Origin of the sequence: Pseudobutyrivibrio sp. UC1225, from assembly GCF_900115215.1 — a bacterium.
Taxonomy (GTDB): domain Bacteria; phylum Bacillota; class Clostridia; order Lachnospirales; family Lachnospiraceae; genus Pseudobutyrivibrio.
In genome coordinates this window covers 25956-52683 of sequence record NZ_FOVQ01000014.1, presented here as the reverse complement: position 1 = coordinate 52683, position 26728 = coordinate 25956, and the positions used below count along the sequence as shown (strand labels likewise).

24 protein-coding genes are annotated in these 26728 nt (G+C 40.2%); 4 read left to right on the top strand and 20 right to left on the bottom strand.

The window, feature by feature from the left end; translation table 11 throughout:
- Positions 1-3: 3 nt before the first annotated feature.
- Both BMZ41_RS13575 and ispE read right to left on the bottom strand, forming a co-directional pair.
- Positions 4-678, bottom strand: a complete 675-nt coding sequence (locus BMZ41_RS13575) for a GntR family transcriptional regulator (protein ID WP_090168528.1) — start codon at positions 676-678, stop codon at positions 4-6.
- 37 nt (positions 679-715) lie between these two features.
- Positions 716-1588, bottom strand: coding sequence for a 4-(cytidine 5'-diphospho)-2-C-methyl-D-erythritol kinase (gene ispE, locus BMZ41_RS13570; RefSeq protein WP_090168736.1), 873 nt, complete (start codon positions 1586-1588; stop codon positions 716-718).
- Positions 1589-1819: 231 nt separating this feature from the next.
- Here ispE and BMZ41_RS13565 point away from each other — a divergent pair, with 231 nt between their 5' ends.
- The gene (locus tag BMZ41_RS13565) at positions 1820-2494 is read left to right on the top strand and encodes a hypothetical protein (protein ID WP_090530553.1); all 675 of its coding nucleotides are present in this window, start codon (positions 1820-1822) and stop codon (positions 2492-2494) included.
- Between the two features lie 54 nt (positions 2495-2548).
- On the opposite strand, the gene BMZ41_RS13560 is transcribed toward BMZ41_RS13565, so the two are convergent.
- The 13 genes from BMZ41_RS13560 to BMZ41_RS13505 form a co-directional block, all read right to left on the bottom strand.
- A complete protein-coding gene (locus BMZ41_RS13560; protein ID WP_242942070.1) occupies positions 2549-2779 on the bottom strand; it encodes an acyl carrier protein in 231 nt (76 codons plus the stop codon).
- Positions 2752-3906: an acyltransferase family protein gene (locus BMZ41_RS13555; protein ID WP_090530550.1), complete on the bottom strand. Its 1155-nt coding sequence runs from the start codon at positions 3904-3906 to the stop codon at positions 2752-2754. Before BMZ41_RS13555 ends, BMZ41_RS13560 begins: the two co-directional genes overlap by 28 nt.
- Positions 3907-4150: 244 nt before the next feature.
- Positions 4151-5248 carry an HD-GYP domain-containing protein gene (locus tag BMZ41_RS13550; protein ID WP_090168515.1) on the bottom strand — a complete coding sequence of 366 codons (1098 nt, stop codon included), beginning with the start codon at positions 5246-5248 and terminating at the stop codon, positions 4151-4153.
- Between the two features lie 24 nt (positions 5249-5272).
- Positions 5273-6217, bottom strand: a complete 945-nt coding sequence (locus BMZ41_RS13545; RefSeq protein ID WP_090168512.1) for an ABC transporter permease — start codon at positions 6215-6217, stop codon at positions 5273-5275.
- Positions 6218-6220: 3 nt separating this feature from the next.
- On the bottom strand, positions 6221-7366 hold the full coding sequence (locus tag BMZ41_RS13540) for an ABC transporter permease (protein WP_090530547.1): 1146 nt from the start codon (positions 7364-7366) through the stop codon (positions 6221-6223).
- On the bottom strand, positions 7366-8904 hold the full coding sequence (locus BMZ41_RS13535; protein ID WP_090168505.1) for an ABC transporter ATP-binding protein: 1539 nt from the start codon (positions 8902-8904) through the stop codon (positions 7366-7368). The genes BMZ41_RS13540 and BMZ41_RS13535 overlap by 1 nt, the downstream gene beginning before the upstream one ends.
- A 200-nt stretch (positions 8905-9104) precedes the next feature.
- Positions 9105-10280, bottom strand: a complete 1176-nt coding sequence (locus BMZ41_RS13530) for a BMP family lipoprotein (protein WP_090530544.1) — start codon at positions 10278-10280, stop codon at positions 9105-9107.
- Positions 10281-10378: 98 nt separating this feature from the next.
- Positions 10379-10831 carry a cytidine deaminase gene (locus BMZ41_RS13525; protein WP_090530541.1) on the bottom strand — a complete coding sequence of 151 codons (453 nt, stop codon included), beginning with the start codon at positions 10829-10831 and terminating at the stop codon, positions 10379-10381.
- Position 10832: 1 nt separating this feature from the next.
- Positions 10833-12230: a tetratricopeptide repeat protein gene (locus tag BMZ41_RS13520; protein ID WP_090530537.1), complete on the bottom strand. Its 1398-nt coding sequence runs from the start codon at positions 12228-12230 to the stop codon at positions 10833-10835.
- Between the two features lie 41 nt (positions 12231-12271).
- Positions 12272-12424, bottom strand: a complete 153-nt coding sequence (locus BMZ41_RS15715; protein WP_176754510.1) for a hypothetical protein — start codon at positions 12422-12424, stop codon at positions 12272-12274.
- 1 nt (position 12425) lies between these two features.
- Positions 12426-13838, bottom strand: coding sequence for a flagellar assembly protein A (locus BMZ41_RS13515; protein ID WP_090530534.1), 1413 nt, complete (start codon positions 13836-13838; stop codon positions 12426-12428).
- 184 nt (positions 13839-14022) lie between these two features.
- Positions 14023-14700 (bottom strand): deoxyribose-phosphate aldolase, encoded by a 678-nt coding sequence (gene deoC / locus BMZ41_RS13510; protein ID WP_090168492.1) that lies wholly within the window; start codon positions 14698-14700, stop codon positions 14023-14025.
- Positions 14701-14712: 12 nt separating this feature from the next.
- Positions 14713-17361, bottom strand: coding sequence for a valine--tRNA ligase (locus BMZ41_RS13505; RefSeq protein ID WP_090530595.1), 2649 nt, complete (start codon positions 17359-17361; stop codon positions 14713-14715).
- Between the two features lie 505 nt (positions 17362-17866).
- On the opposite strand from BMZ41_RS13505, the gene BMZ41_RS13500 reads away from it, so the two are divergent.
- From BMZ41_RS13500 to BMZ41_RS13490, 3 genes are all read left to right on the top strand, one after another.
- Complete coding sequence (locus tag BMZ41_RS13500) at positions 17867-18625, top strand: hypothetical protein (protein WP_090530531.1); 759 nt, start codon at positions 17867-17869, stop codon at positions 18623-18625.
- 12 nt (positions 18626-18637) lie between these two features.
- Positions 18638-19252: a hypothetical protein gene (locus BMZ41_RS13495; RefSeq protein WP_090530528.1), complete on the top strand. Its 615-nt coding sequence runs from the start codon at positions 18638-18640 to the stop codon at positions 19250-19252.
- Positions 19253-19467: 215 nt separating this feature from the next.
- Positions 19468-21675, top strand: a complete 2208-nt coding sequence (locus tag BMZ41_RS13490; protein ID WP_090530525.1) for a hypothetical protein — start codon at positions 19468-19470, stop codon at positions 21673-21675.
- A gap of 43 nt (positions 21676-21718) precedes the next feature.
- Here the strand turns inward: BMZ41_RS13490 and BMZ41_RS13485 are convergent, their stop codons facing one another.
- The 5 genes from BMZ41_RS13485 to BMZ41_RS13465 all read right to left on the bottom strand — a co-directional run bounded on the left by BMZ41_RS13485 (position 21719) and on the right by BMZ41_RS13465 (position 26720).
- Positions 21719-22513, bottom strand: a complete 795-nt coding sequence (locus BMZ41_RS13485; RefSeq protein ID WP_090530522.1) for a Cof-type HAD-IIB family hydrolase — start codon at positions 22511-22513, stop codon at positions 21719-21721.
- Position 22514: 1 nt separating this feature from the next.
- A complete protein-coding gene (locus tag BMZ41_RS13480) occupies positions 22515-23378 on the bottom strand; it encodes a Rossmann-fold NAD(P)-binding domain-containing protein (protein ID WP_090530519.1) in 864 nt (287 codons plus the stop codon).
- Positions 23379-23387: 9 nt separating this feature from the next.
- The gene (locus BMZ41_RS13475; RefSeq protein ID WP_090168473.1) at positions 23388-24350 is read right to left on the bottom strand and encodes a glycosyltransferase family 2 protein; all 963 of its coding nucleotides are present in this window, start codon (positions 24348-24350) and stop codon (positions 23388-23390) included.
- Complete coding sequence (locus BMZ41_RS13470; protein ID WP_090168470.1) at positions 24350-25234, bottom strand: glycosyltransferase family 2 protein; 885 nt, start codon at positions 25232-25234, stop codon at positions 24350-24352. The genes BMZ41_RS13475 and BMZ41_RS13470 overlap by 1 nt, the downstream gene beginning before the upstream one ends.
- A 64-nt stretch (positions 25235-25298) precedes the next feature.
- Entirely contained in the window at positions 25299-26720 is a 1422-nt protein-coding gene (locus tag BMZ41_RS13465) for a sugar transferase (RefSeq protein WP_090530516.1), read from the bottom strand.
- Positions 26721-26728 lie beyond the last annotated feature (8 nt).

Below are 26728 nucleotides of genomic sequence, written 5' to 3'. Positions count from 1 at the left end.
AAATTATTTCTGCTCTCTTATAACCTCGCGAACTGCATTAATCTGATTTGATAAATGTGTGTGAATAATATTCTTAAGGAAATCCACATCTCTTCTGTCGAAGCCGTTGATAATCTGCTTGTGTTCCTCTATAAGCTGTGCATAAACTGATGGATTTTTAACATATTCGTAGCGATATCTGTACATCTGCTCACGAGCTGAATTGATAATAGCCTCAAGCTTTGGATTGGCTGCTGCTGCATATATTACATCATGGAAAGCTTCATCAGCTTCTACAATGCTACGAACATCATCCTTTCTTGTAGCTGCCTCAAAGGCCTTCATAGCCTCCTTAAGCTCCACAAACTGAGCATCAGTCATACGTTCACAGGCGCATCCTACAGCAAGAGCATCAAGGGCATCTCTTACCTCCAGCACATCCTGTAAATCCTTTTCTGTCATCTTAGCTACCTGAGCACCCTTGCGTGGGATTGTAACCGCAAGACCTTCCTGCTCAAGCATTCTAATAGCCTCTCTGATAGGAGTACGACTAACTCCAAGCTTAGTTGCAAGGTGCATCTCCATTAGACGCTCGCCTGGCTTAAGCTCCCCCTTTAAAATCGCCTCTCTAAGTGTGTTGAATACCACATCTCTAAGTGGTAAATAATCATCCATCTGTAATGTAAGATTTTCAGTCATTGTAATTTAGTAACCTCCCTCAATAGCAAGTCATTACCTACTTATTGTTAAACAATGTTGTGAGATACAACTGCTTAACCATTCCCGATTCTGTAAGGGCTTCCTTTGCCGCCTTTGCAGTTTTATTGTCCTCAAAGAATCCAAATACAGTAGGTCCGCTTCCACTCATCATGGCACCAACAGCACCATGATCCATCATGTTTTGTTTTATATCTGAAATGATTGGATACATAGGTATTGTAACCTCCTCCAAAACATTTCCCATGTGAGAGCACAGCGTCTTTAGATCCTGTGCCTTTATGTCCTCTATTAGCTGATCAATATCAGGATGCTTAACTTTGTCAAATTTGGCATCCAAATCCTGATATACCTGCTTGGTGGATACTGAAATACCAGGCTTTGCAATAAGCACTGGGCACTTAATCATAGGAGGAAGTGGACTGAGGACTTCTCCAATTCCCTCAGCAAGAGCAGTGCCTCTCATAACACAATACGGTACGTCTGCTCCCAGCTTCACACCTCTATCCATTAAATCCTTTTTTGATAATCCCAAATCAAAGAGCTTGTTTACTGCAAATAATACTGCTGCACCGTCTGTAGAGCCTCCAGCCATACCTGCTGCAACTGGTATATGCTTTTCCAAGGAGATATCCACACCTTCTTTGATTCCAAATTCATCTATCAACAGCTTTGCTGCCTTTATGCATAGGTTATCATCATTTACAGGAAGGAACTTAAGATTTGTGGACATGGAAACTGTCCCATCCTTTACCTTCTTAACAGTGAGCTTATCAAAAAGATTCACCGTCTGCATAATCATGCGAACCTCATGATATCCATCATCCCTGATGCCTGTAACATCAAGACCAATGTTAATCTTGGCTAATGCCTTTACGTCAATACTATCCATTTCTAATATAGCCTCCATGCAAAATTGTATTCTCTTGTATTTTGCACTTGTATGTTTTTTGTATTCAATACTCTTAAATTTTAACAAAGGTACCACACATTTACAAGGATTTTGTATTAAAATAAATACAATCTAGCTGTAAATTTTTATCATTAAACCGCCGATAGAAAGAATAGGAAAAGGATTTCCATATGGTTTGATATTTGGCCACGGTACAAGGAGGTTTTTATTATGGATACTAATATTCTTAATAGCGTTAGTTCTAACGTTTCGACTACTTACACCAAGCCTGTAGAGGCTAAGGATTCAACTAAAGATACCCAGGAAACTGCTAAAACTGAAGAGAAGGCTGGAAAATTTTCAGAGGAAGCTGCTGTATATGAGAAGTCTGATGAGGAAGCTGTTGCTAAGACTGATAAATATTCAAAGGGCGACAGAACTGCTCTTGTTCAACAGCTAAAGGCTGACCAGGAAAAGATGATGAACAATCTTTTACAGATAGTTCAGAAGACCATAGCCGGACAGGGAAGTACCTTCGCTATCGCTTCTCAGGATGATATGTGGAAATTCCTGGCAGAAGGAAAATTTACCGCTGATCCTGATACAATCGCAAAGGCTAAAGAAGATATTTCTGAGGATGGATATTGGGGCGTTGAGAAGACCTCTGACAGAATCTTAGAATTTGCGAAAGCTCTTTCTGGAGATGATCCAGAAAAAGCTGATGAGCTTTTGGCAGCCTTCAAGAAAGGCTATGAACAGGCAACTGGCACCTGGGGCAAAGATCTTCCAGAAATTTCTTCTAAGACCTATGATGCTGTTCTCAAGAAATTCGAAGCATGGAAGAACGGTGGAAAAACTGAAAATAACACTGAGGCAGCAGAAAGCTCTGCAAAAGCCGAGGGTTAATGGAGATTCATACCACGAAAAGGGCTGTGACAAACGTCACAGCCCTTTCACATTTTATTTTGAAGCAATAAGCTCTACCATATCGCTAACAGTTTCTAACTTTAAAAGCTCATTTTCTGCTATTTTAATAGAAAACTCTTTTTCAAGCTTTGCAATGATTGACATAATCTCTAAGGACGCTAAATCAAGATCATCCATAAAAGAACTACTCTCTTCGATTTCATCCCTTGGAATATCTGCCACATCTTCAATAGTGCTTATAATTTTTTCATAAATGTTGTCCAAGTCTTATTCCTCCGTCTGAACATAATATATCTAACCTTTTCAGCTAATTCTGTATAGTTATTCTTCACCCATAAAAAGCCGTAGGTACCAGCAAATAAAGCTACTGCATTCGCACTTACAATAATCAGATTTCTAACCCAAACAGGTCCTTGCCAGGTATCAACAAGATGCATTTGGATATAGCGTCCAATAGCTGTAATCTCAATGGCATGGACACATAAAACATATAAGGAGTTACGTCCCACGCTTCTAAGTCCATTAAGAATCTTACCTTCAAATCTATTTAGACGTAAAAACCAGTAAATAACAATATATCCATTTAAGCCTGTAAGAATAATGGAAACAGGTCCAAGTGCGTATATATTATTTGCCATATCAACTTTTACGTTTACAAGCTTTAAAAGTAACACTACTGCAATAATCAGAATTGATCCGATGGTTATACCTTTTATATGTTCACCAGATGTGAACATTTTTTTCTTCTTAGCGTAATGACCAAGACCTATATAAAAAGTGGAAACCAAGGCCTGTGAAATAGTCCAAGGCAAACAGATGTTAATAGATGAAAGCCAGCCAAGTATTGCCAGAAGTCCGGTGGCAAGTAAAAGCTTTTCACCTTCTAGATAATTGGCAAGTAGGTTAAAAATAACCATACCAATAGCCATTGCCAGGAAAAACCAAACCGGTCCGCAGGATTCCAGTACTATTCCAAAAAATGTCGTCTCTTGGGCATAGCCCATTGCAGATGCAATAAATATTTTAGCGGCTTGCTTTGTGCCAGATGCCATACCACACCCAAATACCAATGGATAAAGAACCCAGTTAGCAACAACCGTTATCAATACTGTGATAGAAAAAGGAACCAATAATCTTTTATGCTGCTGTTTAATAGATTTTATAAGTGCAGTCTTTCTAAAGCCATAGCCACCAATAATCAAAAGAATTGGCATGGCTGGTTCACCAGCTATTCCTAAAATAGTGATAAAAATATACTTTGGTATGAAATTAATATTCTCAAAGTATCCGTGAGTATGACCAATTATCATAGATACCATAAGAAGTCCCTTAAGTAAGTCAAACATTCCCAGTGTATTTTTCACTGCAAATCTGTTCGTTTTGATGTCCATTATTATCTCGCCCCATTCCTGAGCAGCATAACTGTAGCTACTGTACAAATCTGCACTATCGTACCATATACAATAAATGCAATCAATGTAACGATTACATTAAATTTATTAACATTTAGTTCACTTTTTAGTAAAAAATACTATTATTTGCAGTTATTACACACTAGTTGTATATGCGTCAAATACAATAAAATATGGCTTCCGATAAACGGAAGCCATTATAAGGTAAAATATTAACAAATTATTAAATACACGCCCTGATGAACAAGTCGCTTCTTTCACGCAAATCTATGAAGCTTCCATCATCCATCTTTACTAGTGGGCACGATAAAGCCTTGCTATTAATCATGCTGATAATACCGCGGCTATCATCTGAGAGAAGTACTCCTGTGCCTATATAAGATTCTGCAATATTCTCAAGGAATACCTGTAGAATATGCTGATCATATTTAGCCTTATCCTCTCGTTGGAACTGGGCAATTACTTCGAAAGGACATATGCCTGCTCTGTAGACTCTGTCAGCTGTCATGGCATCATATACATCAGTGATACCGATTATCTTTGAGAATGGACTAATGAAATCCTTGGTAAGACCGTAAGGATAGCCGCTGCCGTCATTTCTCTCGTGATGCTGAAGTGCTGCTAACTTGATTCTTCTATCAAGCTTGGCATCCATCAAAAGATTGTAACCCAGAAGGGGATGTTCAGCCATTCTCGCATACTCTTCTTTGGTAAGCTTGTCTGGCTTAGTAAGTATGGTGTGAGGAACCAGTGACTTACCAATGTCGTGATACAAGCCACACATGGTAAGTACATCCAACTCTTTTTCATCGGTGATGCCAATCCAGCCACCACACACTCTGGATATAATCGCAACATTCACACAATGTTGGAAGGTGGATGCATCAAGTTCCTGAATATTAAGCATCATTGCCATGATGCCAAGTCCAGTGGAGTGCTTTTCAAACACTCTGTGGATTTCTTCTACTATTTCTTCACTTTCGATAGGGACTTTGTTTTCTACAAAGTCTGTAATGATTGCTTCAAGCTTATCTGTGCATTTGTTATAAGCCTGTTTGAATTCTTTAAATTCTCTACTGTTTAAAATACGCCATGACTGAGTCTCTCCAATAAATTCATCTGGAGCCTCATCGTCATATTTATCAATGGCCTCTTCCTCATCCTGAACAGCCACCTTCTCTATACCATAGTAGGTAGCATGTAGAAGCTGCTGCGCAGTGATAGATGTACCCGCTTCAGCCAGCAGCTGACCACGAGGACTGACTAATCTCTCCGCAAGAATCATTCCAGGTTTGATTTCGTTTACATTGATTACTCTCATAATAAACAGCCTTCCTATAAGCTATTAACGAGCGCCCTTGTCATATGGAACACCCTCAGCCTTAGGTGCTCTAGAATTCTGTGATGTAAATGCAAGTACTATGAGTGAAACGATGTATGGGAACATATTGTATACAGTTCCTGAAATAGGAAGTGCATGAAGGAATCCGATTCCCATGTATACGTTTGAAAGTGAGCGGAACAATGCGAAAAGCACTGCTGACCAAGCAATACGCTCTGGCTTCCACTGACCAAAAATCATAACAGCAAGAGCAAGGAAACCTGCACCTGCTACACCGTAGTCAAAATGCCATGTAGAGTTGGCTGCTGCAATATAGATAATTCCACCAAGTCCACCAAGGAAACCTGACATAAGAACACCGATGTATCTCATTGCGTATACATTGATACCAACTGAATCAGCTGCCTGTGGATGCTCACCGCAAGCACGAATTCTAAGTGCAAGCTTTGTCTTGTAGAAGAATATGATTGCTACTACAAGAAGAACTGCTGCAACAACGATAAACCAGCTAAGCTGAAGTGAACCGATGTTGAACATGAACGCATTATGTCCTCTTACATAATCAAGCTTTGCAGAAAAATCTGTACCGCCTGAACGAGCTGTGTTGAAGCCCTTAATAATAACTGTTGCTGATGCTGTAGCAAGCATGTTAAGAGCTGTACCGATAAGTGTCTGATCAGCCTTAAAGTTGATACAAGCAACTGCAATAAGCAGTGACGAAAGCATACCTGCAACTGCGGCAGCTAAAAGTGTAAGTGCAATGATTGTAAATCTTGATGCATCACTAGGGAGAAGAACCATAACCATTGCGCCTGCCATAGCACCAAATACCATGATACCTTCAAGACCAAGATTGATGATACCACTTCGCTCTGAGAACATACCTCCCAAAGCTACAAGAATAAGTACTGCTGAGAAAATAAGTGTGTACTGAATTAATAATACCATCCTTTACACCTCCTTTTCTTCAGCTTTATTAGCTGTATTGTCTGGCTCGGCATTGGCATTAACCTTTACCTTGCCTGGTCTGTTAAGTATTGTTCTGAAGAATAATACAAATCCGCAGAGATAGATAATGATTGAAATCATAAGATCTGCAACCTGTGGATTGTAATAATTTGTGTTGAGGTACTGACCACCAAGTGTGATGTACTCAACAAAAAGTCCGGCGATGATAGCTCCGATTGGATGAAGACCACCAAGGAACGCAACAGCGATTCCATTGAAGCCCATGCCTGGAACTGAAGATGCAATCTTAAAGTGCTCAACGCCTGTAAGGTAATATAAGCCTGCAGCCATACCTGCGATACCACCAGAAATAACAAGAGTGAGAATGATGTTTCTCTTTGCATTCATACCAGAGTACTTTGCAGCCTCTTTGTTATGACCTGTAGCCTTAAGCTCATAACCGAAAGTAGTCTTGTTTAATACTACAAGAATGATGATAGCAACAATAACTGTAATTGGAATAGCAATTGTCATGTACTGGTTGCCACCAAAAACATCCTGAAGGAATCCTGGAAGAAGTCCTGAAGGATTTAAGTCGCTGATTTCGTATGTCTCAGACTTACTCTGGTTCATACATTTCTCACCACCAATGATGATGTTACAAATGTAAAGACCAATCCAGTTGAGCATGATACCAGCAATAACTTCGTTTACATTAAAGAATGCCTTGAAGCATCCTGCGATGAAGCCCCAAAGCGCACCTGCTGCGATAGTAGCAAGTAAGCATAATGGCCAGCTCCAACCAAGTGCAAGTGATGTATAAAGTGCGGCAATAATACCAACTGTATACTGACCTGCAACACCGATGTTGAAAAGTCCAGCCTTATATGCAAAGAGGATAGCCTCTGCACAAAGGATAACTGGAACTGACTTTACTAAAAATGAGCCCATATACTTCATAAGAGTATTAGTGCTTGCGATACGATACTTGAAGAAGTTGGTAAGGATAGCTGCCATTCCTTCTCCAGCATGCTCTGCATTCATGAAGCAGAGAATAATATAACCTAAAACGATACCTAAAATAGCACACAGAATTGAAGCAAGTAATGTCTGTACGGCTGGTCGTTTAATAAAACTTGTTTTCTCCATTACTTAGCCTCCTTTCTGTCATCACGCTTAGCACCTGACATGTACAATCCTAATTCCTGAAGTGTAGTAGTCTTTGGATCAACCTCACCTACTATCTCACCTTCATACATAACAAGAATTCTATCAGAAAGGTTCATAACTTCGTCTAATTCAAGAGAAACAAGAAGGATGGCCTTGCCATTATCACGTTCCTTAACGATTTCCTTGTGGATGTATTCGATAGCACCAACATCGAGACCACGTGTAGGCTGAACAGCGATAAGTAGCTCATGCTGTCTATCCATCTCACGGGCAACGATAGCCTTCTGCTGATTACCACCAGACATTGAACGAACAATAGTCTTAGCACCCTGACCAGAACGAACATCGAATGCCTTTGTAAGTCTGTCAGAATACTTTCTCATGTCTGCCTTCTTGATAATACCGTGCTTTGAGAACTCTGGCTCAAAATATCTCTGAAGAATCATGTTCTCCTCGAGAGAGTAATCAAGAACAAGACCGTGCTTATGTCTGTCCTCAGGAATATGGCTCATGCCATGTGTATTCTTATAACGGATAGACTTCTTTGTGATATCCTCACCACAAAGTGTAATCTTACCGCTAGAGATGTCATCAAGACCTGTAAGAGCTCCAACGAACTCTGTCTGACCATTACCATCGATACCAGCGATACAAACGATTTCACCTGCACGAACATTGAAAGATACGTTGTGTACAGAATCATTTGAGTGAAGCTTGCTCTTAACGCAAACATTCTCAACCTTAAGAACTTCTTCCTTAGGCTGTGCCTCTACCTTATCAACAGCAAACTTAACGTTACGTCCTACCATCATAGAAGAAAGCTCTTCCTTTGTAGTGTTAGCAACGTCAACTGTACCGATATACTTACCCTTTCTAAGGATAGAGCATCTGTCGGCAACTTCCATAATCTCATTGAGCTTGTGAGTGATGAAGAGGATTGACTTTCCTTCTGCAGCCAAGTCCTTCATGATCTTCATGAGCTCATCGATTTCCTGTGGTGTAAGAACCGCTGTAGGCTCATCGAAAATGAGAATGTCATTATCTCTGTAAAGCATCTTAAGGATTTCTACACGCTGCTGCATACCAACAGTGATATCCTCGATTAATGCATCTGGATCTACTTTAAGGTTGTACTTATTAGATAAGTCCATAACCTTCTTGCGAGCCTCTGCCTTTGTAAGGAAACCAAACTTGCTAGGCTCAGAACCCAAAATAATGTTGTCTAAAACTGTGAAAATATCAACCAACATGAAATGCTGGTGTACCATACCAATACCAAGGTCAGTAGCGTCATTAGGGTTGTTAATCTTAACTTCCTTACCGTCCTTTTTAATAACTCCCTTTTCCGGTGTGTAAAGTCCAAATAATACACTCATAAGTGTGGACTTTCCGGCGCCATTCTCCCCGAGAAGCGCATGAATTTCGCCACGCTTTAATTGCAAAGTGATATCGTCATTTGCAATAATGCCTGGAAACTCTTTTGTGATATGCAACATCTCAATTACATAGTCTTCCATCGCAATACACCTTTCTAATTGCTTTAAAATATTCTGATGATGCTTTTCTCCCTAGAAATGCAAAACCATAGAAAACATCATTATACTTCCCTCATTGATAATAATGTTTTATATAGCTTTGAATAATCCATTATTCTAAAAATAAGGGAAGGCGTTTAGACCTTCCCTTATTGATAGTTTCATATAATTACTACGGGAAATTAGTGAATATTGTCGAATTCCTTAACAGTAATCTCAGTTGAAGGCATAGCGTCTGTTGAGTTGCTAACCTTGATTGTTCCATCGTTTAATGAAGCAACAAGTGCCTTGTAATCATCAACTGTGAAGTTTGTCATTGTCCATGTATCTGTTGGAAGCTGAACATAGTTGAGTGAAGGATCTGTACCTGATACGATACCAAGGTTCTCGATCTTTCCAGCGTAGTTAGACCAGTTACCAGCGAAGAGATCTGTAAGTGTAGCATCAACTGTTGCTGCAAGACCCTTCATAGCTGAAGTAATGCAAAGTCCCTCAACGCCGTAAGCGTTCTCAATTGTACCAGCCTGGTCAACGTCAACACCGATAACCTTGCCGTCAACCTTTGTAGCAGCCTCGCAAGCTGATGTGTAGATACCACCACCACAAGCGAATACTACTTCTGTACCATTTGAATACCATGTATCCATCTGAGCTGTAATAGCGTCATCACCGTAGAACTGACCACCATATACGTAGTTAACTTCTACATCTGAAGCATTGCCAAGCTCAACAGCTGCATCGTTACATCCCTGAACGAAACCGAAACCATAACGGATAACAGCTGGAACAGCCATACCACCAAGGAAGCCAAGCTTCTTATAGCCTTCCTTAACAGCTGCATAACCTGCCATGTAACCAGCAAGCTCTTCCTGATATGTGAATGAGCAAACATTTTCTGGAAGCTCTGTCATACCAGCGCCCTCGAAATCACCCTGTGAGCAGTCAAGTGCGATGATTGTAACATTTGGATAATCTGCAGCACACTGAGCGATCATACCTGCGAAAAGGTAACCAGGAACAATGATTACGTTGTAACCATCTGTAACAGCGTTCTCAAATGAAGCGATACGAGCATCATCTGAATCCTCTGTTGGCTTGTAGTACTGGAAATCAACTCCATTCTTCTCAGCAAATGCCTTTGAAGCCTCATAAGTTGTCTGGTTGAAAGACATATCTGTGATATCACCAGAGTCTGTGATCATCGCGATTTTCTTATCGCTAGCTGCAGCATCTGCTGCCCCCTCTTCTGTTGTAGCAGTTGCATCTGAAGCTGAGTCGCTAGATGATGAACCACAACCAACAAACATAGTAGCTACCATTGAAGCTACAAGAAGTACGCTTAATAACTTCTTTTTCATTCTTAATTCCTCCTATTAATTACGTTTTCATTTAATATTTGAAAACACCTAAATAAAATTATAAATTATTTAGGATATTTTGCAAGGAATTTACTCTATTAGAGCACTAAATTTTCGGGGCCAAAGCCTAACGGAAGCAGCTCTGATAGGGTCATTGTCGTTATTTTCACACTAGTTTCTTCAATTGTAGATACATTTGACACATCTTCTACTTCTGCCAACAGGACTTTGAATTTTTCAGGCGCTACAAACTCTCTTAAAACCTGTCTACATACGCCACAAGGCGCACAAAGTGGTAATGATTTTAAATTATCCATTCCACCGACAATTGCTATAGCCTCAAAATCCTTTTTTCCTTCACTGACAGCTTTAAATACAGCTGTACGCTCAGCACAATTTGTTGGAGTATACCCAGCATTTTCAATGTTGCAGCCTTTAAAAACTGTACCATCTGAACATAAAAGTGCAGCTCCAACCTTGTGATGTGAATATGGAGTATACGCCATTTCTCTGGCCTCTAACGCCAATTTGATTAACTGAAAATCTGTCAAATTAGTCACCTACCTCTGTGGCACTAAGCTCTGTATCATCAGCTGCTATATAAACCTTAGCCTGACGTCCCCACTGATTACCTGGATAGAGCTCAACCACCTTATTAAAGCATTCCAGTGCCTTGGCTGAATCTCCTGTCAGTCTGTAGCAATCTCCTAAAAGGAAAAGCGCGGCACCGTTATTATATTTTTCATCAATATCAACTACAGTTTGGAAGTTTACAATAGCACTTTCGTAGTTTTCATCACCGTAGAAGGTATTTCCATCTTCATAATATCCCTGAATAATTGTTGGAGCCAGAGTTGTGTAAAGGCTGTCATAGGCAGTCTTTCCTGCTGTTCCAAGAACTTCCTTTGATACTAACTGAATAGACTCTGCAGCTGCTGCATCATCCCCTGCTGCGTGTGCATTCTGGGCTGCAAGCAAATTCTCATAGGACGTAGGGATATCCTGTGTCTCATCATATGCTGAAAGAGATGATTTCAGCTTATCAATCTCCTCCTGAAGCTCCTGATTTTTATCTCTTTCCTCAGAAAGATTCTCATTGAGGGCAAGGATTGTGTCTGTGTTTCCTTCTGCCATATTATCCTTAACTGTTGGAACAATAAGGAAGAAGCAGATAAGCAATCCAACCACAAGACCAAGAACAATATTGATAAGACTGGTTTTTGTGGTGTCCAACATGCTTCTAAGGGCATGCTCGTTCATAATGACAGTGTCATTTCCGTCATTGAAGGTAAACACATCGTTCTTTTTTCTGCGCTTACCAGTGTTCTGCTCTTTGAGAAGCTCCTTTACCTCATGTATGTAGCGAATGGTAGTAGTATTATTACTATCAATCTTTGCCGCTGCAGAAAGAACCTTCCTTGCATCAGCATACTTCTCATCCTGTATATACAAAAGTGCCAAAAGCTGATGTGCCTTTACCAGATTAGGATTCTGGCTGATAACCTTTTTCAGTTGAATCATAGCCAGGTCTCGGCTTCCGGCCTTACAATATTCAATTGCCTGATTATATTTTTTGATAGTGGAATTAAGCTTGGTTAATAGTCCTGGGTCATTTTCGATTTCCGCAAGATATCTGTCAGCAGTCGGATTATCCTCCTCCTGAAGATTCTTGGAAAGAACCCATTCATTGATAGCTCTGACAGTATCTCCCACCTGATAGTAGCACAAACCCAGAAGATTTCTGGCTCTGGTATTGTACTTATAGTACTGGAGGGATGTCTTCAAAGCTTCAATGGCTCCCGATAAATCGCGAACCTTTGCCTTTTCCAAGCCCTGATTATAGAACACATAGGATGTGTATACGATTTGTTTGTATAACAAAATATCGGCGCCGCAATTGTAACAAACTTTTTCGTTACCAACTTCGGCACCACACATAAAACATTGCATTTATTATTCTCCGTAAATAAAAGCTATTTATTCCTGTCTCGTTATTTTGTTGTCGCGGTAGCATTCTGCTGCGATGAAATATTAACAAGTAAATCTGTTAAATCCGTTAAATCTCTGGCCTTAATATCAGCCTCGGCCTGTTCGACCTCAATTGCAGGCTCAAACTTCTTTAACTCTTCTTCGAAATCAATCATTTTATTTATCCTTTGCTCGTTCACCAGTAATTCTTGTAAGCTTTACACCCTCAGGTGTCTTGGTAATCTCGACTCTCTCGTGATTATCTGTAATAGTAACATGATGGTCGTCAATGGAAATATTGGCACCAGCATACATACGCCTAAACACCTTAATAGAAGCATCCTTGCCAGATACGATAACTTCTTTCATCTTGGCAAGACGCTTTGTCTCTTCCTGTACAATAGCTTCATCTCGAATTCTAACACGAAGAAGCTGCATACGTCGAGGGTCTTCCTTTACATTAATTCCTCGTTCCTCACCAAGCTTATCAAAATCCTCAATTCCCTTCTTAATCTTCATTACGTTAGAATTGAGATCTTCAATCTTTTTGGCAAGCATTTCAAATTCTGCAGTACGCTCAATATCAACGCCTACAGAAACATTAGTAATAGTTCCAAATGAATTTCCTATGTCATTAGCCTCAATGCCCTGTACTGCGGAAACGAATCCACCAATAATAGAAGCATTGTTACCACTAAGCTCAATTTTACCATCACAGGAAATCTTGCTTTTGAAGAAATAGTCTGCTGTTATATTTCCAGAGCAGTTAATGATAGCATACTCCACAAACTGTGCAGTAATGGAACCACCACAGGTAATCATTGTCTTTTCATTACCCTTTACACCAGAAATAAGGAACAAATCCTTACCAGCTCTGATATCACAATCTTCAATAAGACCATGGATAATTACATTGCCTGCTGCATCGATAACTGCGCCATCACGAACTCCGCCGTGAATGATTACATCACCATTGAACTTGATGTTTCCAGTTTCGATACCAACATCTCCCTGAACCTCATGAACTGGAGAGATAATAATCTTTCCCTGATTCACCTCAATCTTTCCATCAAGCTTTGCTGTGTAGGTAAGATTGTCATTAGAACGATCAAAGCCTCGTCCAATAAGAGGTGGCAGGTCACGCACTGGCTTTGGTTCAAGAATTTGTCCACGAACAGACATACCACGAGAACCCTGTACTGCTGGATGATAAATAGCTATTACATCACCCTTTTGTACAGTCTCGATGGTTTTAATGCTCATATAATCAGCCGTACCATCCGGACGGATGGTAGGCGTTCTGTTAAATTTAGTATCAAAAGTATATTCAAAATACCCTGGGGTGCCCTGCTGCTGTGCCGTTCCCTCGGCAACCTTTATAGGTTTACCGTAGATTGGGCTGTCAGACAGACGCTTTAGCATATCCTGGTCAATTCCAAAAGTAACATTGGCATTATTCAAGAAGCCAAGCAACTGGGCTGCAGAAAAGCTTGGTACCTCGTTTTTGCCGTCAGGAATCTTGAAGGTCAAAGTGGCCTCCAAACCATTAGATGAAACTTGTACTTTTGGCGCTTGTGCTGGTAATGCCATAAGTCCCCCACATGAAAAAAGTGTAAATTTAGTCCTTCACTTACTATTTCGGTTCAAAATATGCTCACAATAAGCCTATTCTGAATAGCTTAATTATATTTCAATAATTGAGCTTTGTCATAAAGTTCACTAAATTTTGCGTATTTTTCATTAAATTTTCACGTTTGAGGCATTTTAATACGGCTTAGTACTTACCGTCGTTTGGAAGACCCTTTACAGCCTTAACAACACGGCTTGTTCCAAGTCTTGAAGCACCAAGGTCGATAAACTTCTGAGCATCCTCAAGATCAGCGATACCACCAGCCGCCTTGATAAGCTTTCCGTTTGTCATATGGTCTGCCATAAGCTTGATATCCTCAAAGGTAGCTCCGCCTGTAGAGAAGCCTGTAGAAGTCTTGATGTAATCAGCATCTGACTTAGATACTACTTCGCACATCTTAATCTTCTCTTCATCTGTAAGAAGGCAGCACTCGATGATAACCTTAAGAAGCTTACCCTTGCAGGCAGCCTTGATTGCGTTAATCTCAGCAAGAACATCATCGTAACGTCCTTCCTTAACCCAACCAACATTGATAACCATATCTACTTCTGAAGCACCGTTATCTACAGCATCTGTTGCCATGAAGCACTTAGAAGCTGTTGTAGCATAGCCATTTGGGAAACCGATTACTGTACAGATTGGAAGATTTCCGCCCTGCTCCTTTACGTACTCAGCAGCCTGCTTTACAAAGCTTGCTGGGATACATACTGAAGCAGTCTCGTACTTCATACCATCATCTACGATTCCCTTAATATCGTTCCATGTAGCGTCTACACCGAGTAATGTGTGATCGCACTTGCTTAAAATATTCTTTACATCCATTTTATTTTCCTCCTATTTCATAGAGGCTAATCTAGCTTCTACCTGAGCCATCATAGCCTCATATTTTGCGAGCTTTTCACGCTCCTCGGCAACCTTTGCTTCTGGTGCCTTGCTCATAAATTTTTCATTTGAAAGCATTCCGCGTGAACGAGCAAGCTCCTTCTCGAGCTTCTCCTTCTCCTTTGTGAGACGCTCCTTCTCCTTCTCGAAGTCTACAAGATCCTCAAGTGGAACGAAAAGTGTTGCATCTGGGATTACAGCAGAAACTGCATCACTTCCGATGCCAAGCTTGTCTGCCTGAACGATTACGTCTGTTGCACCTGCAAGTGTTGCAAAGATAGGTGTAATCTCATCGAAGATAGCACGTACTTCTGCATTATCAGATACGATGTGGATAGCTGCCTTCTTTGAAGGTGGAACATCCATATCTGTACGAAGCTGTCTCATACCACGAACAACGTCCTTTGCGCGCTCAACCTTTGCTTCCTCTACTGGGAAGTTCTTTGTCTCATCATACTCAGGCCAAGCTGAAAGCATGATTGTCTCCTCTTCGCTCTGAAGTGTGCAGAAGATTTCTTCTGTGATGAATGGCATGAATGGGTGAAGCATCTTAAGGGCATTTGTAAGTGCAAACTTAGCTGTCCAAAGTGCTGCATTCTTGCTAGCTGTATACTCCTGAGAGTACATTCTTGGCTTTACAATCTCGATATACCAGTCGCAGAACTGATCCCAAATAAAATCATATACCTTCTGAACTGCGATACCAAGCTCATATTTATCCATATTTTCAGTAACATCTTTAGCTAAAGTGTTTACTGCTGAAATAATCCACTTATCCTCTGTTGCAAGGTCTGCCTCAGCTGGCTCTGTAACTGCGTTATCTGCAAGGTTCATCATGATGAAACGTGAAGCGTTCCAAACCTTGTTTGCGAAGTTACGGCTGTTCTCAACACGCTCGTTGTAGAAACGCATGTCGTTACCAGGTGCATTACCTGTAATAAGTGTAAGACGAAGTGCATCTGCACCATAATTATCAATAATCTCAAGTGGATCAATACCATTTCCAAGTGACTTAGACATCTTACGGCCCTGTGAATCACGAACGAGACCGTGGATAAGTACTGTGTGGAATGGGCTCTTTCCTGTGTGAGCATATCCTGAGAATACCATTCTGATTACCCAGAAGAAGATGATGTCGTATCCAGTAACAAGTACGTCTGTTGGATAGAAGTAATCAAGCTCCTCTGTGTTCTCTGGCCAGCCAAGTGTTGAGAATGGCCAAAGTGCTGATGAGAACCATGTATCAAGTGTATCCTCATCCTGCTTCATGTGGTCGTGTCCGCACTTAGGACAAACTGTTGGAGCATCTGCTGAACGTGCAACAACTGTCTCACCACACTTCTCGCAGTAGTATGCAGGGATTCTGTGTCCCCACCATAACTGACGTGAAATACACCAATCACGGATGTTCTCAAGCCAGTGTAAATATGTCTTATCGTAGTTCTTAGGAACGAACTGAAGCTCACCTGTCTTGATAGCCTCGATAGCTGGCTTTGCAAGCTCTTCCATAGCAACGAACCACTGTGGCTTAACCATAGGCTCTACAGTTGTGTTACATCTATCGTGTGTTCCTACGTTATGAGTGTGGTCTTCAATCTTAACAAGAAGTCCCATCTCGTCCATCTTCTTAACGATGATTTCACGAGCCTCATATCTATCCATTCCCTCAAACTCGCCACCGTTTGCATTGATAGTAGCGTCGTCATTAAGGATATTTATAACTGGAAGATTATGTCTCTTACCAACCTCGAAATCGTTAGGGTCGTGAGCTGGTGTAATCTTAACAACACCAGTACCAAATTCCATATCAACATACTCATCAGCAACAACTGGAATCTCACGATTAACAAATGGAAGCATTACAGTCTTACCGATGATATCCTGATATCTCTCATCCTTAGGGTTAACAGCAACAGCTGTATCACCAAGCATTGTCTCTGGACGTGTAGTAGCGAAAGTAACGAAACGACCTGGCTCGCCAACGATCTCGTACTTCATGTGCCAGAAGTGACCTGCCTGCTCCTCATGCTCAACCTCAGCATCAGAGATAGATGTCTGACAAACTGGACACCAGTTGATGATTCGGTTGCCCTTGTAGATGTAGCCTTCGTTGAAAAGCTTAACGAATACTTCCTCAACAGCCTTTGAGCAGCCTTCGTCCATTGTGAATCTCTCGCGCTCCCAGTCAGCAGAAGAACCCATCTTCTTAAGCTGGTTGATGATACGTGTGCCGTACTCATCCTTCCAGTCCCAGCACTTCTCAAGGAAGCCCTCACGACCAAGGCTATCCTTCTCAATACCCTGCTTCTTAAGGTGCTCGATAACCTTTACCTCTGTAGCGATAGCTGCATGGTCTGTACCTGGCTGCCAAAGAGCTGAGTAGCCCTGCATTCTTTTATATCTAATAAGAATATCCTGCATTGTGTTATCAAGGGCATGTCCCATATGGAGCTGTCCTGTGATATTTGGAGGAGGCATAACGATGGTAAATGGCTTCTTGCTGCGGTCTACCTCAGCGTGGAAATAGCCATTTTCCTCCCACTTTTTATAGAGTCTGTCTTCAAGACCCTTAGGATCATAAGTCTTAGCTAATTCTTTCATTTTCTCTTCCTTTCTAGGCATTAAAAAAGCCCCGTGCGTCGGTAAATTCGACACACAGGGCGAAGATTCGCGTTACCACCTGCATTTATATCTCATCTTATTCCTTACGGGAACGACTCGGATGGCTTGTCTGCCCCAGGGCACTTTGTTCACCACCTGCTCCGAAGCTACCTTCGTCAGCTCAGCTCCTAGGTCACCTTTCAGCCGGTGAGCGACCCTCTCTACAGGACGACACTGATTACTCCTCTTCATCATCGCATTAAAAAACTTAACTTATGATATAAGTATTTCCTTAATCTGTCAAGGTGATTTCAAAGCCCGTGTTATAGTTTTTCTATCCATTTCATTTTTTTCTCTTGCAATAATTTTTGTCCCGTGATATATTAGCGCTTGTCTTTTTTCAAAATGTTATATCAGGTTGGTTCAACAATTTTCCCACAGGAATTCAACAGAATCTAAACCACTTTCATATTCCTTTACAGATTTAATTAAAAGGAGTATTGAAATGAATAAAAAATTAAATACAAGGGGATTTTCTACCCAAATCAAAAAAATATATGTTAAAGAGGATAATACCCTTAACAGGTTTGCACTTTTCTTATCAGGGCTTGCTATTGCTTTGATTATTCTTTTGCTTATTAACTTTAAGAATATTTTAAATGCAAGTCACTCGAATGCCTCTGAGCTTTCCAGTGCTGAGGCTATTGCTGAGATTTATGACTACATCGATTCTTTGGAGGGCTTTTCTAAGGAACAGCGTCAGGCTCTGGATTCTATTATTGCGGATTACTTTAACAACTGCGATTCAGTTTCAAGGGATGACCTGTCAGTAGTTTATGACCTCATCAATGCAAAATATCAGACAAACAGCAAAGAAATTTCAGTAATCAGGGGCGACCTTGAAAGCAAGTTCAATTCTGCCTCATCTAGTGATATGGAGCACTACAGCGAACTTCTTCAGCTTGTAGATGAGCTCACTAACACTGTTTCCAAAAATCAGTCTATTGAAAAGAAGGATAAGGATGATTTATCTCAGGCGATTTCCAATGCTCAGTCCACATCCCTTGAAAATGATGAAAAGCTTCGTGGCGATATTTCAGATGCAACTACAGCCGCTGAAGAAGCTCATGCGAAAATCTGGGAAGCTATAGAAATTCTTAACGATCGTACTTCTGACCACGATGGCCAGTATGAATTTGACTTCGGCTATCAGAATGGTTGCTATGGTTACTATGTTGACGGTTCAGATTTCAAGCCATTCTAGGAGGTGCCTGTAATGAGTTTTAAAAAATTAATTACTATATCTGTAATCTTCTCCATGTTCGTCCTTAGAACACCAATCATCGCTTACGCTGAAGATTCTGAAGATGTAGTTCAGGAAGAAATTGTAGATGAAAATGTTACAGAAGAAACTCCTGAACAGGAAGAGTCTGAAGAAGAGAGCGAAACAGACTCTGAAGATGATTCTGAGACTGACCAAGAAGCAGAGAACGATGATGAAAATCTCGAGGATGAGCCTGATAAACCTGAAAGAGACTCCTCTGTTTCTATCAAAGGCTTCGTCCCAACTATTATTGTAGATGATGAGGGCTATCTTTCTGAGGAATACTGCATGTGCTATGAAGCGACTTTCAAGGCCTATGATGAGCTTTCTATTAACAAGGCAATATCTATTGTGATCGACTCTGAAAATAAATTTAACAATGCAGAAAAGTCTGCTTTTGATGCACTTGATATTTCAGGCAGCTGTCCTGAGGATTTATCCATGGAAGTCTACTATAACAAAAATGAAACTGAAGTTATCAAAATCAAAGCCTCCTATACCTTGGTGGATGAGTACGATAATGAAACAAAGAAGAATGTAACGCTTTACGAAAAGGATATTAAGTAATGTTTAAGATAAATCAATTAAATAAATTTCTGAAGCCTGCCCTGTCCTTTGTACTGGCAGCTTCACTTGTGGTGCCCGCCACAACAAATGTAGCATTGGCATCTGAACTCTCTCTCACTCATAAACCCAGCTCTGAAAAAATCTTCATCCCCTTCCGAAACGAAATCCCTCACTATTTATCACTTAACTCCAGCCAGAAAAGTGAGGTTGTTAAAATGTTATGGGAAAAACTTTTTTATGAGGAAGCAAACTGGAATGCTGATAAAGAAGGTTTTACATCCTGGATAGAAAAATACGACGATTACTATTCTAGTAATGATGGAACTATTAAGCTTTTATCGGACGGAACTCAAAATGGAAAAATTACTGGTTCCACTGGAGACTTCGAAGCCTACTTCGGAAATACGATAAAAAATAATACAGAGTTCCTGGGAGAAATTCTTGGACTGGCTGAAAAAACTACAAATGAAATTATGCAAAAAAACGTTTGCAATTATCTTTCTAACCCAGATACATATACTATTTTTGCCACTAAGATTGCAGACCTTACATCAGAGGGTTTATACATCGGTACTAAAAAAGGCTCCGACGATAATATTCTTAAGGATGGTTCCTACAATGGAATTTCATATGACCTTTATGTTCTAACTACACTGGCATCTTTGTATGAAGGTGATGGAAATGAAAGTTATCTTTCTGATAAGCAGGTAGAATGGCTTAAGTCGTATCAAGAGTATTTATATGATCAATACCTGACTATTAGCGAAAACTCTCTGGCTAAAAAGTATCCCTCAATCTACGATTTGATTGCCCGTTCCAAATATGCCGCCAATGACAAAGGTGGTAAAGGACAGGAATTTTTCAATTATGTAGTAAGCACTGGAAAAGGTATGGGAGCCTGGCTTAATATGAACGATAAAATCAATATTAAAGACCTTGAAAAATACGATGATATCTGTTCAGTTTTTGCCCTGGCTGACGGTTGGTGTTGTGGCAATGAATCAGCCTCAGTATGTGGCTCTCATGCTAAATGTATAAGCAATGCTAACGATGTTGAGCGTGTTGCTTATCTGCTTTACAAAAATAGTGCTGCCATGAAATATATCAATGGCTGCTCAGCAACTGCCAACCTAATTAATGATACCAATGGTGAATATGGCTATGGCACACGCTTCACTGCCAAGCATTCCGGTGCTGGTCAAAGTGGTAAATTCTTCCGCCCCTTCTATACAGGAGGTGGCTACTATGGCTACAGTGCCACCACAAGAGATTATGCTTCAGACGGCAATGGTGATGTTACTGCAGTCCACGTTGGAACTGCCTCATTACCGCTTGGAAAACTTGGTCTTATCAATTCCTCTTCCTTTGTATATGTAACTGGGCTTAAGGAACCTGCCACTCAGGGCTGGTTCGTTGAAAACAAGTTGGTTAGCTGGTCCGTCACAGTAAATGGCAATCCAATTGCCACCGATAAAAATCAATCTAGAGTTCAGGCTGTTTTCACATCACAGGGGCTCCGCTTCTACATCGGTGGACTTACTGATGTAGAACGTGCTGGAGCACAAATTAACATAACTGCACAATCTCATAAAAGCTATGATTTAAATTATCCAAATGGCTCTCCTTCAAGCTTCACATCAATTGCCGCTGTCAGCATTAGTGGAACTGTATATTTGGAAGGCTATTATCCTGACTGTATAGCAAATGGACACAACTATACAGTATCAGAAGATAATGACACGATAACCTGGGCAAAAGACTATGCAGAGGCTACCTTTAAGCCTTACTGTACAAAGGAGGCTTCTCATAAGGTAAAGCCAATTACAGTGTCCTCTGAAATCACTACTGAAGGTAATTACCTGGTATATACCGCATATTGCCCTTATGTAGATAGTACTGTCACAAAGCGTATATCTAAGACAAATGGAAGTACCTCAGAAACAATCAATCTTGATGCTACTAATACATCAGGCGTTCTATATAAAAGCGCATCAAGTAGTAATGCGGTTTTTTCAGGTGGTTCAAAATCAAGTGAAAGCTATAAGCTGGCTCGTACTACTATCTCAGCATCTGTATTACCGGGAGTTATTAAATCTGGAACAAAATCTATTACTGTAAATATGGATTACGGAAACGAACTTACCAATCTTGTAATTCAAGTGTTCTCAGCCACAGGTGAAGAGTTAGGACGTAATGCAGCCACCACTACCGGCATGGCAAATGAGGTGGGAGGTTATCAGTTTTCAAATACCTTTACTGTAAAACTCCGCACTGGAGTAACTGATAAGGATCTTAAAAATTGTAGAATGACAATTAACGCTGAAGTAGTTACCCAGAACTGGTCACCTTCAGGAAACCCTAATGCTTACGTAGCAGATGCCTTCACCTATGTAAGAATAAACAGCTTTACAGCTCATTACTAATCACATCACAAAAGCACCCTTTGATGGGTGCTTTTGTAGTCTGTTAAATTAATCCAAAATGCTTAAGTGCATTATAAATTCCGTCTTTATCAAAATCGGTAGTAACATAATCTGCTGCTTCCTTTGCTCTGTCGGTACCATTTCCCATGGCTATACCTACATGAGCAGCCTGAAGCATATCAAGATCATTTTCGCTATCACCGATTGCGTATGTGTTTGCCAAATCTATTCCAACAAGCTCACATGCCTTAATCATTCCTGTAGCCTTGTTATGACCTACTGGCACAAGCTCACAAATCTCATCGCTATGTTCTATTACCTGATAGTGACATGAAAGCTTATCAAAGCATTCTAATCTCTTGTCAGCCTCTACCTCGGTGGCACATGACATTTTGTTGATTACCCAGTCGCCGTAATAATCGCCTCCAACTGGAACAAGATTCTCACCTACATCTCTTCTAAGAACATTTCCAAATGGATCATCGAAACCAAATTCATCATCATCCATGTAAATATTCTTTGGTCCCTCAAGGATAGGTCTGAAGCCATAGCTTCGAATCATCTCAAGAGTATCCTTTACAACATCTGTATCGATAATCTTCTGATAGATAATCTTTCCATCTATCTCGATATGACAACCACAAGAACAAACAATACCATCAAATCCAAGAGCTAATAACGCTGGCTCGTTGATAAAGGCACGAGCCCTGCCACTGCATATAAAAGCCAGATGCCCGTTCTCTCTGAGCTTTTTAATGGCAACTTTAGTACTTTCAGGAATGAATTTATCATAATTCCAAATTGTACCATCTATATCAAAAAATACTGCTGATTTCATACTAATCCTTTTTTGTTAACTTTCTAAATAACTTTGTTTCGAGACGCTCTGCTCTAGTAACAAATGAAACCTGAGTATCGCGTATCGTAATTACGTAGTGACCACTAATCTCGTCAATTTCCTGCTCTACGTAATTCATTGTGCTCTCCTCTAGACTGCGGTGAGCGATAATATTGTGCTTAAGAAGAAGATTGATTACATGAGTCTCTACCCCTGCATCTGCAACCTCGATAAACGCTTCATCAATCTTTTTGTTTGCAATAAATTCCTCAAGCTTATCCAGACCAATCAGCGAATCAAAATGATCAATGTAATCTGTGGCGCCCTCGTTGTTCATAGCAACACCAACGATTTCATAATCGTTCTCAAAGGAACCCTTAAGTACTCTTTTGATAACCTCCTGTGAGTGATTGCTGTCACAAACGATAATCAACTTTGGACAAAGTGCGGAATGGAAGCGACTAAATCTGATAAAGCATTTCAATGCACTTCTCTCAAATAATAGGCAAATATAGCAGATAATAAAAGCTGCAGCATATACGCTTCGTGAAAAGTTCTGAGCAGTCTTGATACCATAAAGTACTACAGTGAAAAATGCCCAGCTAACAAAAACCTGCACCAGCAAGGTCTGACATTCCTTGAAAAAGCTTCGCTTAATTACACCTGATAAATTTTTGCTGAAGAGCAATATTAAAAAGTATACCGCTGTCAGAACAACACCATAATCAAAGAATAACTCTCCATGGTGAACTGGTCTTGCCAAATATCTAAACTGAACAACTACAACGTAACCAATAATAAGGGCAAGCAAATCCAAAATGATAAAATCTGCATGCTTCTTCATGTACAATAATGTTTTTTTCATTTTATTCTCCTAAACCCAAAGCCTAAACCATAGGTTGTGGTGAGCTCTGGTAAAATTATTTTTTGAATAAAAACTCATTCGCTTGAACTTCCCCTTCTCTCCAATCTTTGAGTAACGGAGAAGAACATTCTTCTTGTCCTTCGGAAGCCATTCTGCCTTTGCGATTTCACCAGCAAATACTCTGGACTCATTAACAAAAGCCTTTTTCTTTTCAAATATAGACCCCTGTTTCAAATCCTGAATATTTCTTGAGGCCTTATCTGATTCTGTCTCTGTTACAGCTCCCATGGTATTATGACCTGTCTGTCTATAATATGCCAGTGGCTCATCAATAGCAACCACCTTCCCCATAATCGCTGCAATTTCCAAAACCAGTGCATCGTGCATTGGGATATTTTTCATATCTAATTCTGGCTCAAGCTGAACTACCAAATCCCTGAGCTGACGATTAAAGCACATCGTGCATCCAGCAGCTGGATTATCTATTAAGATTTGAGTATATGCCGTATTTGATGGCAAACGACCAATATATCTTATGAAGGAATCAGATAGATTATTCAGATTATCATCGGCAACAACCATATCCGTAAATACACATACCGGCTGAACCTCATCCCCTTCATAATGAATCATCCCCTCAGCTTCTTCCAAGGCTTCCACGGACCGCTTCACCTTTTCTGGAAACCAAACATCATCCTGATCACAGAACATATAATAATCTGCTTCTGTTTTGCCCAGCATCCATAGAAAATTCTCCTTTGGACCGCCACAGGAATCACCATACAAAATCTCTATCCTGTCAGGGTATTTATCACGATATTCATTTATTATATCTACAGTTGAATCTGTAGAGCCATCATCATGAACTACCAGTCTAAATTCCTGACTAGTCTGTCCAAAAAGACTGTCTAGCTGCTGCCTAAGGTATTGTTCACCATTATAGGTAGCAAGAAGTATAGCTGTATCTCTCATTATCTGTTAAACCCGTATCCAGTACCTGTTTTCTTCTTAAATTTAACATTATCAATAAACAAACCAAGATTAGCCAACGAGCAGGTAATCTTTCCAAATGTACCACTGGCTCTAAACTGATTCTTGTAACTAATCATTTCATGAAGTGTGAAAATATCTTCCTGCTTAAAATACTCGCAGTCATGAAGCAAATCAATGAAATCAAATACTGATTTATCTGTAACTGTAGTGTCTGCAGATAGATTAGCTGAAGTGTATCTGTGAACATATAGTGGCTCATCATAATAATGGAATTTCATGCCCTTAGCCAACATCAACAGCCAAAGGAAATAATCATCTGCTCCATTTTCTGTCATAATATGTTCCTTCCAGAACTCTGGTACAGAAGACTTTTTGATAAGGCACTGACCCGGGGAGATAATCTGAATGCCGATTCGTAAATACGTATTCAAATCTCCAATCAAAGCCTTGTGTGCGCTATTACGATACCATAAAAGCCTGCTGCCGTCTGACTGCTCTAGTGAAGCATTTGCTACTTCAACATCAGACTGAGAAGTCAGCGCTGATTTAAGCAACTTTACAAGTGCGTCCTCTGTAAGGGAATCATCCTGATCCAAAAACATGATGTAATCACCAGAGGCTTCTGATAATCCTGACACTCTGCTATAGTGAATACCTTTGTTTTCTGGATTAGTAATTACCTTAATAAACTGCCCCTCAGAAGCAGGTGCCTCAAGCTTTTTCCATGGACTGTCATTTACAAGAATCACCTCAAGCTCATGCCCCATTTTTGTAAGGGATAATTCGTTGGCAATAAGTATATCCACTAAATTATCCATATATTTATCACCCTCATAAAAAGGTGTGATTACCGAAATTTTCATTTTTTGTCTCCAATATAAAATTAACCTAGTAAAGGATATTATACCCTTTACTAGGTCTATTTGTCTATTTAGAACCTGAGCCCTTTACTACAACTGCGATTGTCTTAAGGATAATCTGCAAATCAAGTCCAAGTGACCAATTCTTAATATATTCTGTATCAAGTGCCACGACTTCTTCGAAGTCTGTGATATCACTTCTACCGCTTACCTGCCACATTCCTGTAAGACCTGGACGGCTGGCAAGACGAGCTTTGTGATGCAACTCATACTGTACAAACTCATTCTCTGTAGGTGGTCTTGTACCAACCAGAGACATATCTCCGATTAAAACATTCCAGAACTGTGGAAGCTCATCGATAGAATACTTTCTAATGAAATGACCTGCTGGGAAGATACGAGGATCGTTCTCCATCTTGAACATAAGTCCATTCATTTCATTCTGATCCATAAGCTCTTTTTTACGCTCCTCAGCATCAGTGTACATGCTTCGGAACTTGTAGAACTTAAAGCGACGACCGTTCTTTCCTATACGTGTCTGTGAGAAGAATACAGGGCCTGGGGCCTGAATCTTGATTACAGGTGCTATGAAAATAAATGCGACTGCACAGATAATTAATCCCACAAGACTGCCTATGATATCTATTGTACGCTTGCAGAATGCTTCGCGGTTTGTAGCCATGTGCATACTTGTAGTCATGGTGATGTAATCACCGTAATACTCAATAGCACGGTTCTTCATTAAGTGCTCTGTATGGATAAGTGAAATGTGAACTGTACATCCCAAATCTGTAAGGCGCTCAGCAAGAAGCTCCTCACTGTATCTGTTCCTTCCATCGATGAATACCTCATCGACTACATGTGTACGAATATATTCGAATACAGAATCACAATCACCAACAACAGGAACACCCTGAATTTTCTTACCAACCCAATCCTTATCAATGATAGCACAGCCTACAACCTTATACTCAACATAATCTGATGCTGCTAACTGGCTGAGACAGTGATTGATAGTGCTGGAATCGGCAATAACAAGCATTGTTGATTTTAAGCTGTCATCATGCTTGCGCATACGTACGATACGCTTAAAAACAATACGCGATGCAAACATGATTAAAATCATAAGTGCGAACCATGTCAAAATGACGGCTCTGGAAATACGATTTGAATATCTGAATGCATAAAGGAATATTAATATTCCACATAAGTTCACAAAAGAGTGAATTACAACTGCCTTTAACTCCTGCCACTTATTTCTATGAACTATACCTGTGTATGGATCTCTAAGTGCTGCATTTAAAACGCTGGCAAAAATAATCATAATCAGGATATTTTCATAGATATACTCATGAGGGATTACATCCCAGAAAAGTATTTTATCGAAGCGGAAAAACAGGGCAATTATCATAGCTATCAAAGCTGATATTGTGTCTAATACAATTACATCCCAGTGCTTTGCCCAAAACTTTTTCTTTTTCTTATACATTAAACCTA

Coding starts and splice junctions, on each gene's coding strand:
- BMZ41_RS13505 (WP_090530595.1), bottom strand. CDS start 17,361: ATGAAAGAATTAGCTAAGACTTATGATCCTAAGGGTCTTGAAGACAGA.
- BMZ41_RS13490 (WP_090530525.1), top strand. CDS start 19,468: ATGTTATGGGAAAAACTTTTTTATGAGGAAGCAAACTGGAATGCTGAT.
- BMZ41_RS13470 (WP_090168470.1), bottom strand. CDS start 25,234: ATGAAAATTTCGGTAATCACACCTTTTTATGAGGGTGATAAATATATG.
- BMZ41_RS13535 (WP_090168505.1), bottom strand. CDS start 8,904: ATGGAAGACTATGTAATTGAGATGTTGCATATCACAAAAGAGTTTCCA.
- BMZ41_RS13565 (WP_090530553.1), top strand. CDS start 1,820: ATGGATACTAATATTCTTAATAGCGTTAGTTCTAACGTTTCGACTACT.
- BMZ41_RS13555 (WP_090530550.1), bottom strand. CDS start 3,906: ATGGACATCAAAACGAACAGATTTGCAGTGAAAAATACACTGGGAATG.
- BMZ41_RS13480 (WP_090530519.1), bottom strand. CDS start 23,378: ATGAAAAAAACATTATTGTACATGAAGAAGCATGCAGATTTTATCATT.
- BMZ41_RS13475 (WP_090168473.1), bottom strand. CDS start 24,350: ATGAGAGATACAGCTATACTTCTTGCTACCTATAATGGTGAACAATAC.
- BMZ41_RS13520 (WP_090530537.1), bottom strand. CDS start 12,230: ATGCAATGTTTTATGTGTGGTGCCGAAGTTGGTAACGAAAAAGTTTGT.
- BMZ41_RS13465 (WP_090530516.1), bottom strand. CDS start 26,720: ATGTATAAGAAAAAGAAAAAGTTTTGGGCAAAGCACTGGGATGTAATT.
- BMZ41_RS15715 (WP_176754510.1), bottom strand. CDS start 12,424: ATGATTGATTTCGAAGAAGAGTTAAAGAAGTTTGAGCCTGCAATTGAG.
- BMZ41_RS13485 (WP_090530522.1), bottom strand. CDS start 22,513: ATGAAATCAGCAGTATTTTTTGATATAGATGGTACAATTTGGAATTAT.
- BMZ41_RS13545 (WP_090168512.1), bottom strand. CDS start 6,217: ATGGTATTATTAATTCAGTACACACTTATTTTCTCAGCAGTACTTATT.
- BMZ41_RS13515 (WP_090530534.1), bottom strand. CDS start 13,838: ATGGCATTACCAGCACAAGCGCCAAAAGTACAAGTTTCATCTAATGGT.
- BMZ41_RS13530 (WP_090530544.1), bottom strand. CDS start 10,280: ATGAAAAAGAAGTTATTAAGCGTACTTCTTGTAGCTTCAATGGTAGCT.
- deoC (WP_090168492.1), bottom strand. CDS start 14,700: ATGGATGTAAAGAATATTTTAAGCAAGTGCGATCACACATTACTCGGT.
- BMZ41_RS13540 (WP_090530547.1), bottom strand. CDS start 7,366: ATGGAGAAAACAAGTTTTATTAAACGACCAGCCGTACAGACATTACTT.
- BMZ41_RS13550 (WP_090168515.1), bottom strand. CDS start 5,248: ATGAGAGTAATCAATGTAAACGAAATCAAACCTGGAATGATTCTTGCG.
- BMZ41_RS13575 (WP_090168528.1), bottom strand. CDS start 678: ATGACTGAAAATCTTACATTACAGATGGATGATTATTTACCACTTAGA.
- BMZ41_RS13500 (WP_090530531.1), top strand. CDS start 17,867: ATGAATAAAAAATTAAATACAAGGGGATTTTCTACCCAAATCAAAAAA.
- ispE (WP_090168736.1), bottom strand. CDS start 1,588: ATGGATAGTATTGACGTAAAGGCATTAGCCAAGATTAACATTGGTCTT.
- BMZ41_RS13495 (WP_090530528.1), top strand. CDS start 18,638: ATGAGTTTTAAAAAATTAATTACTATATCTGTAATCTTCTCCATGTTC.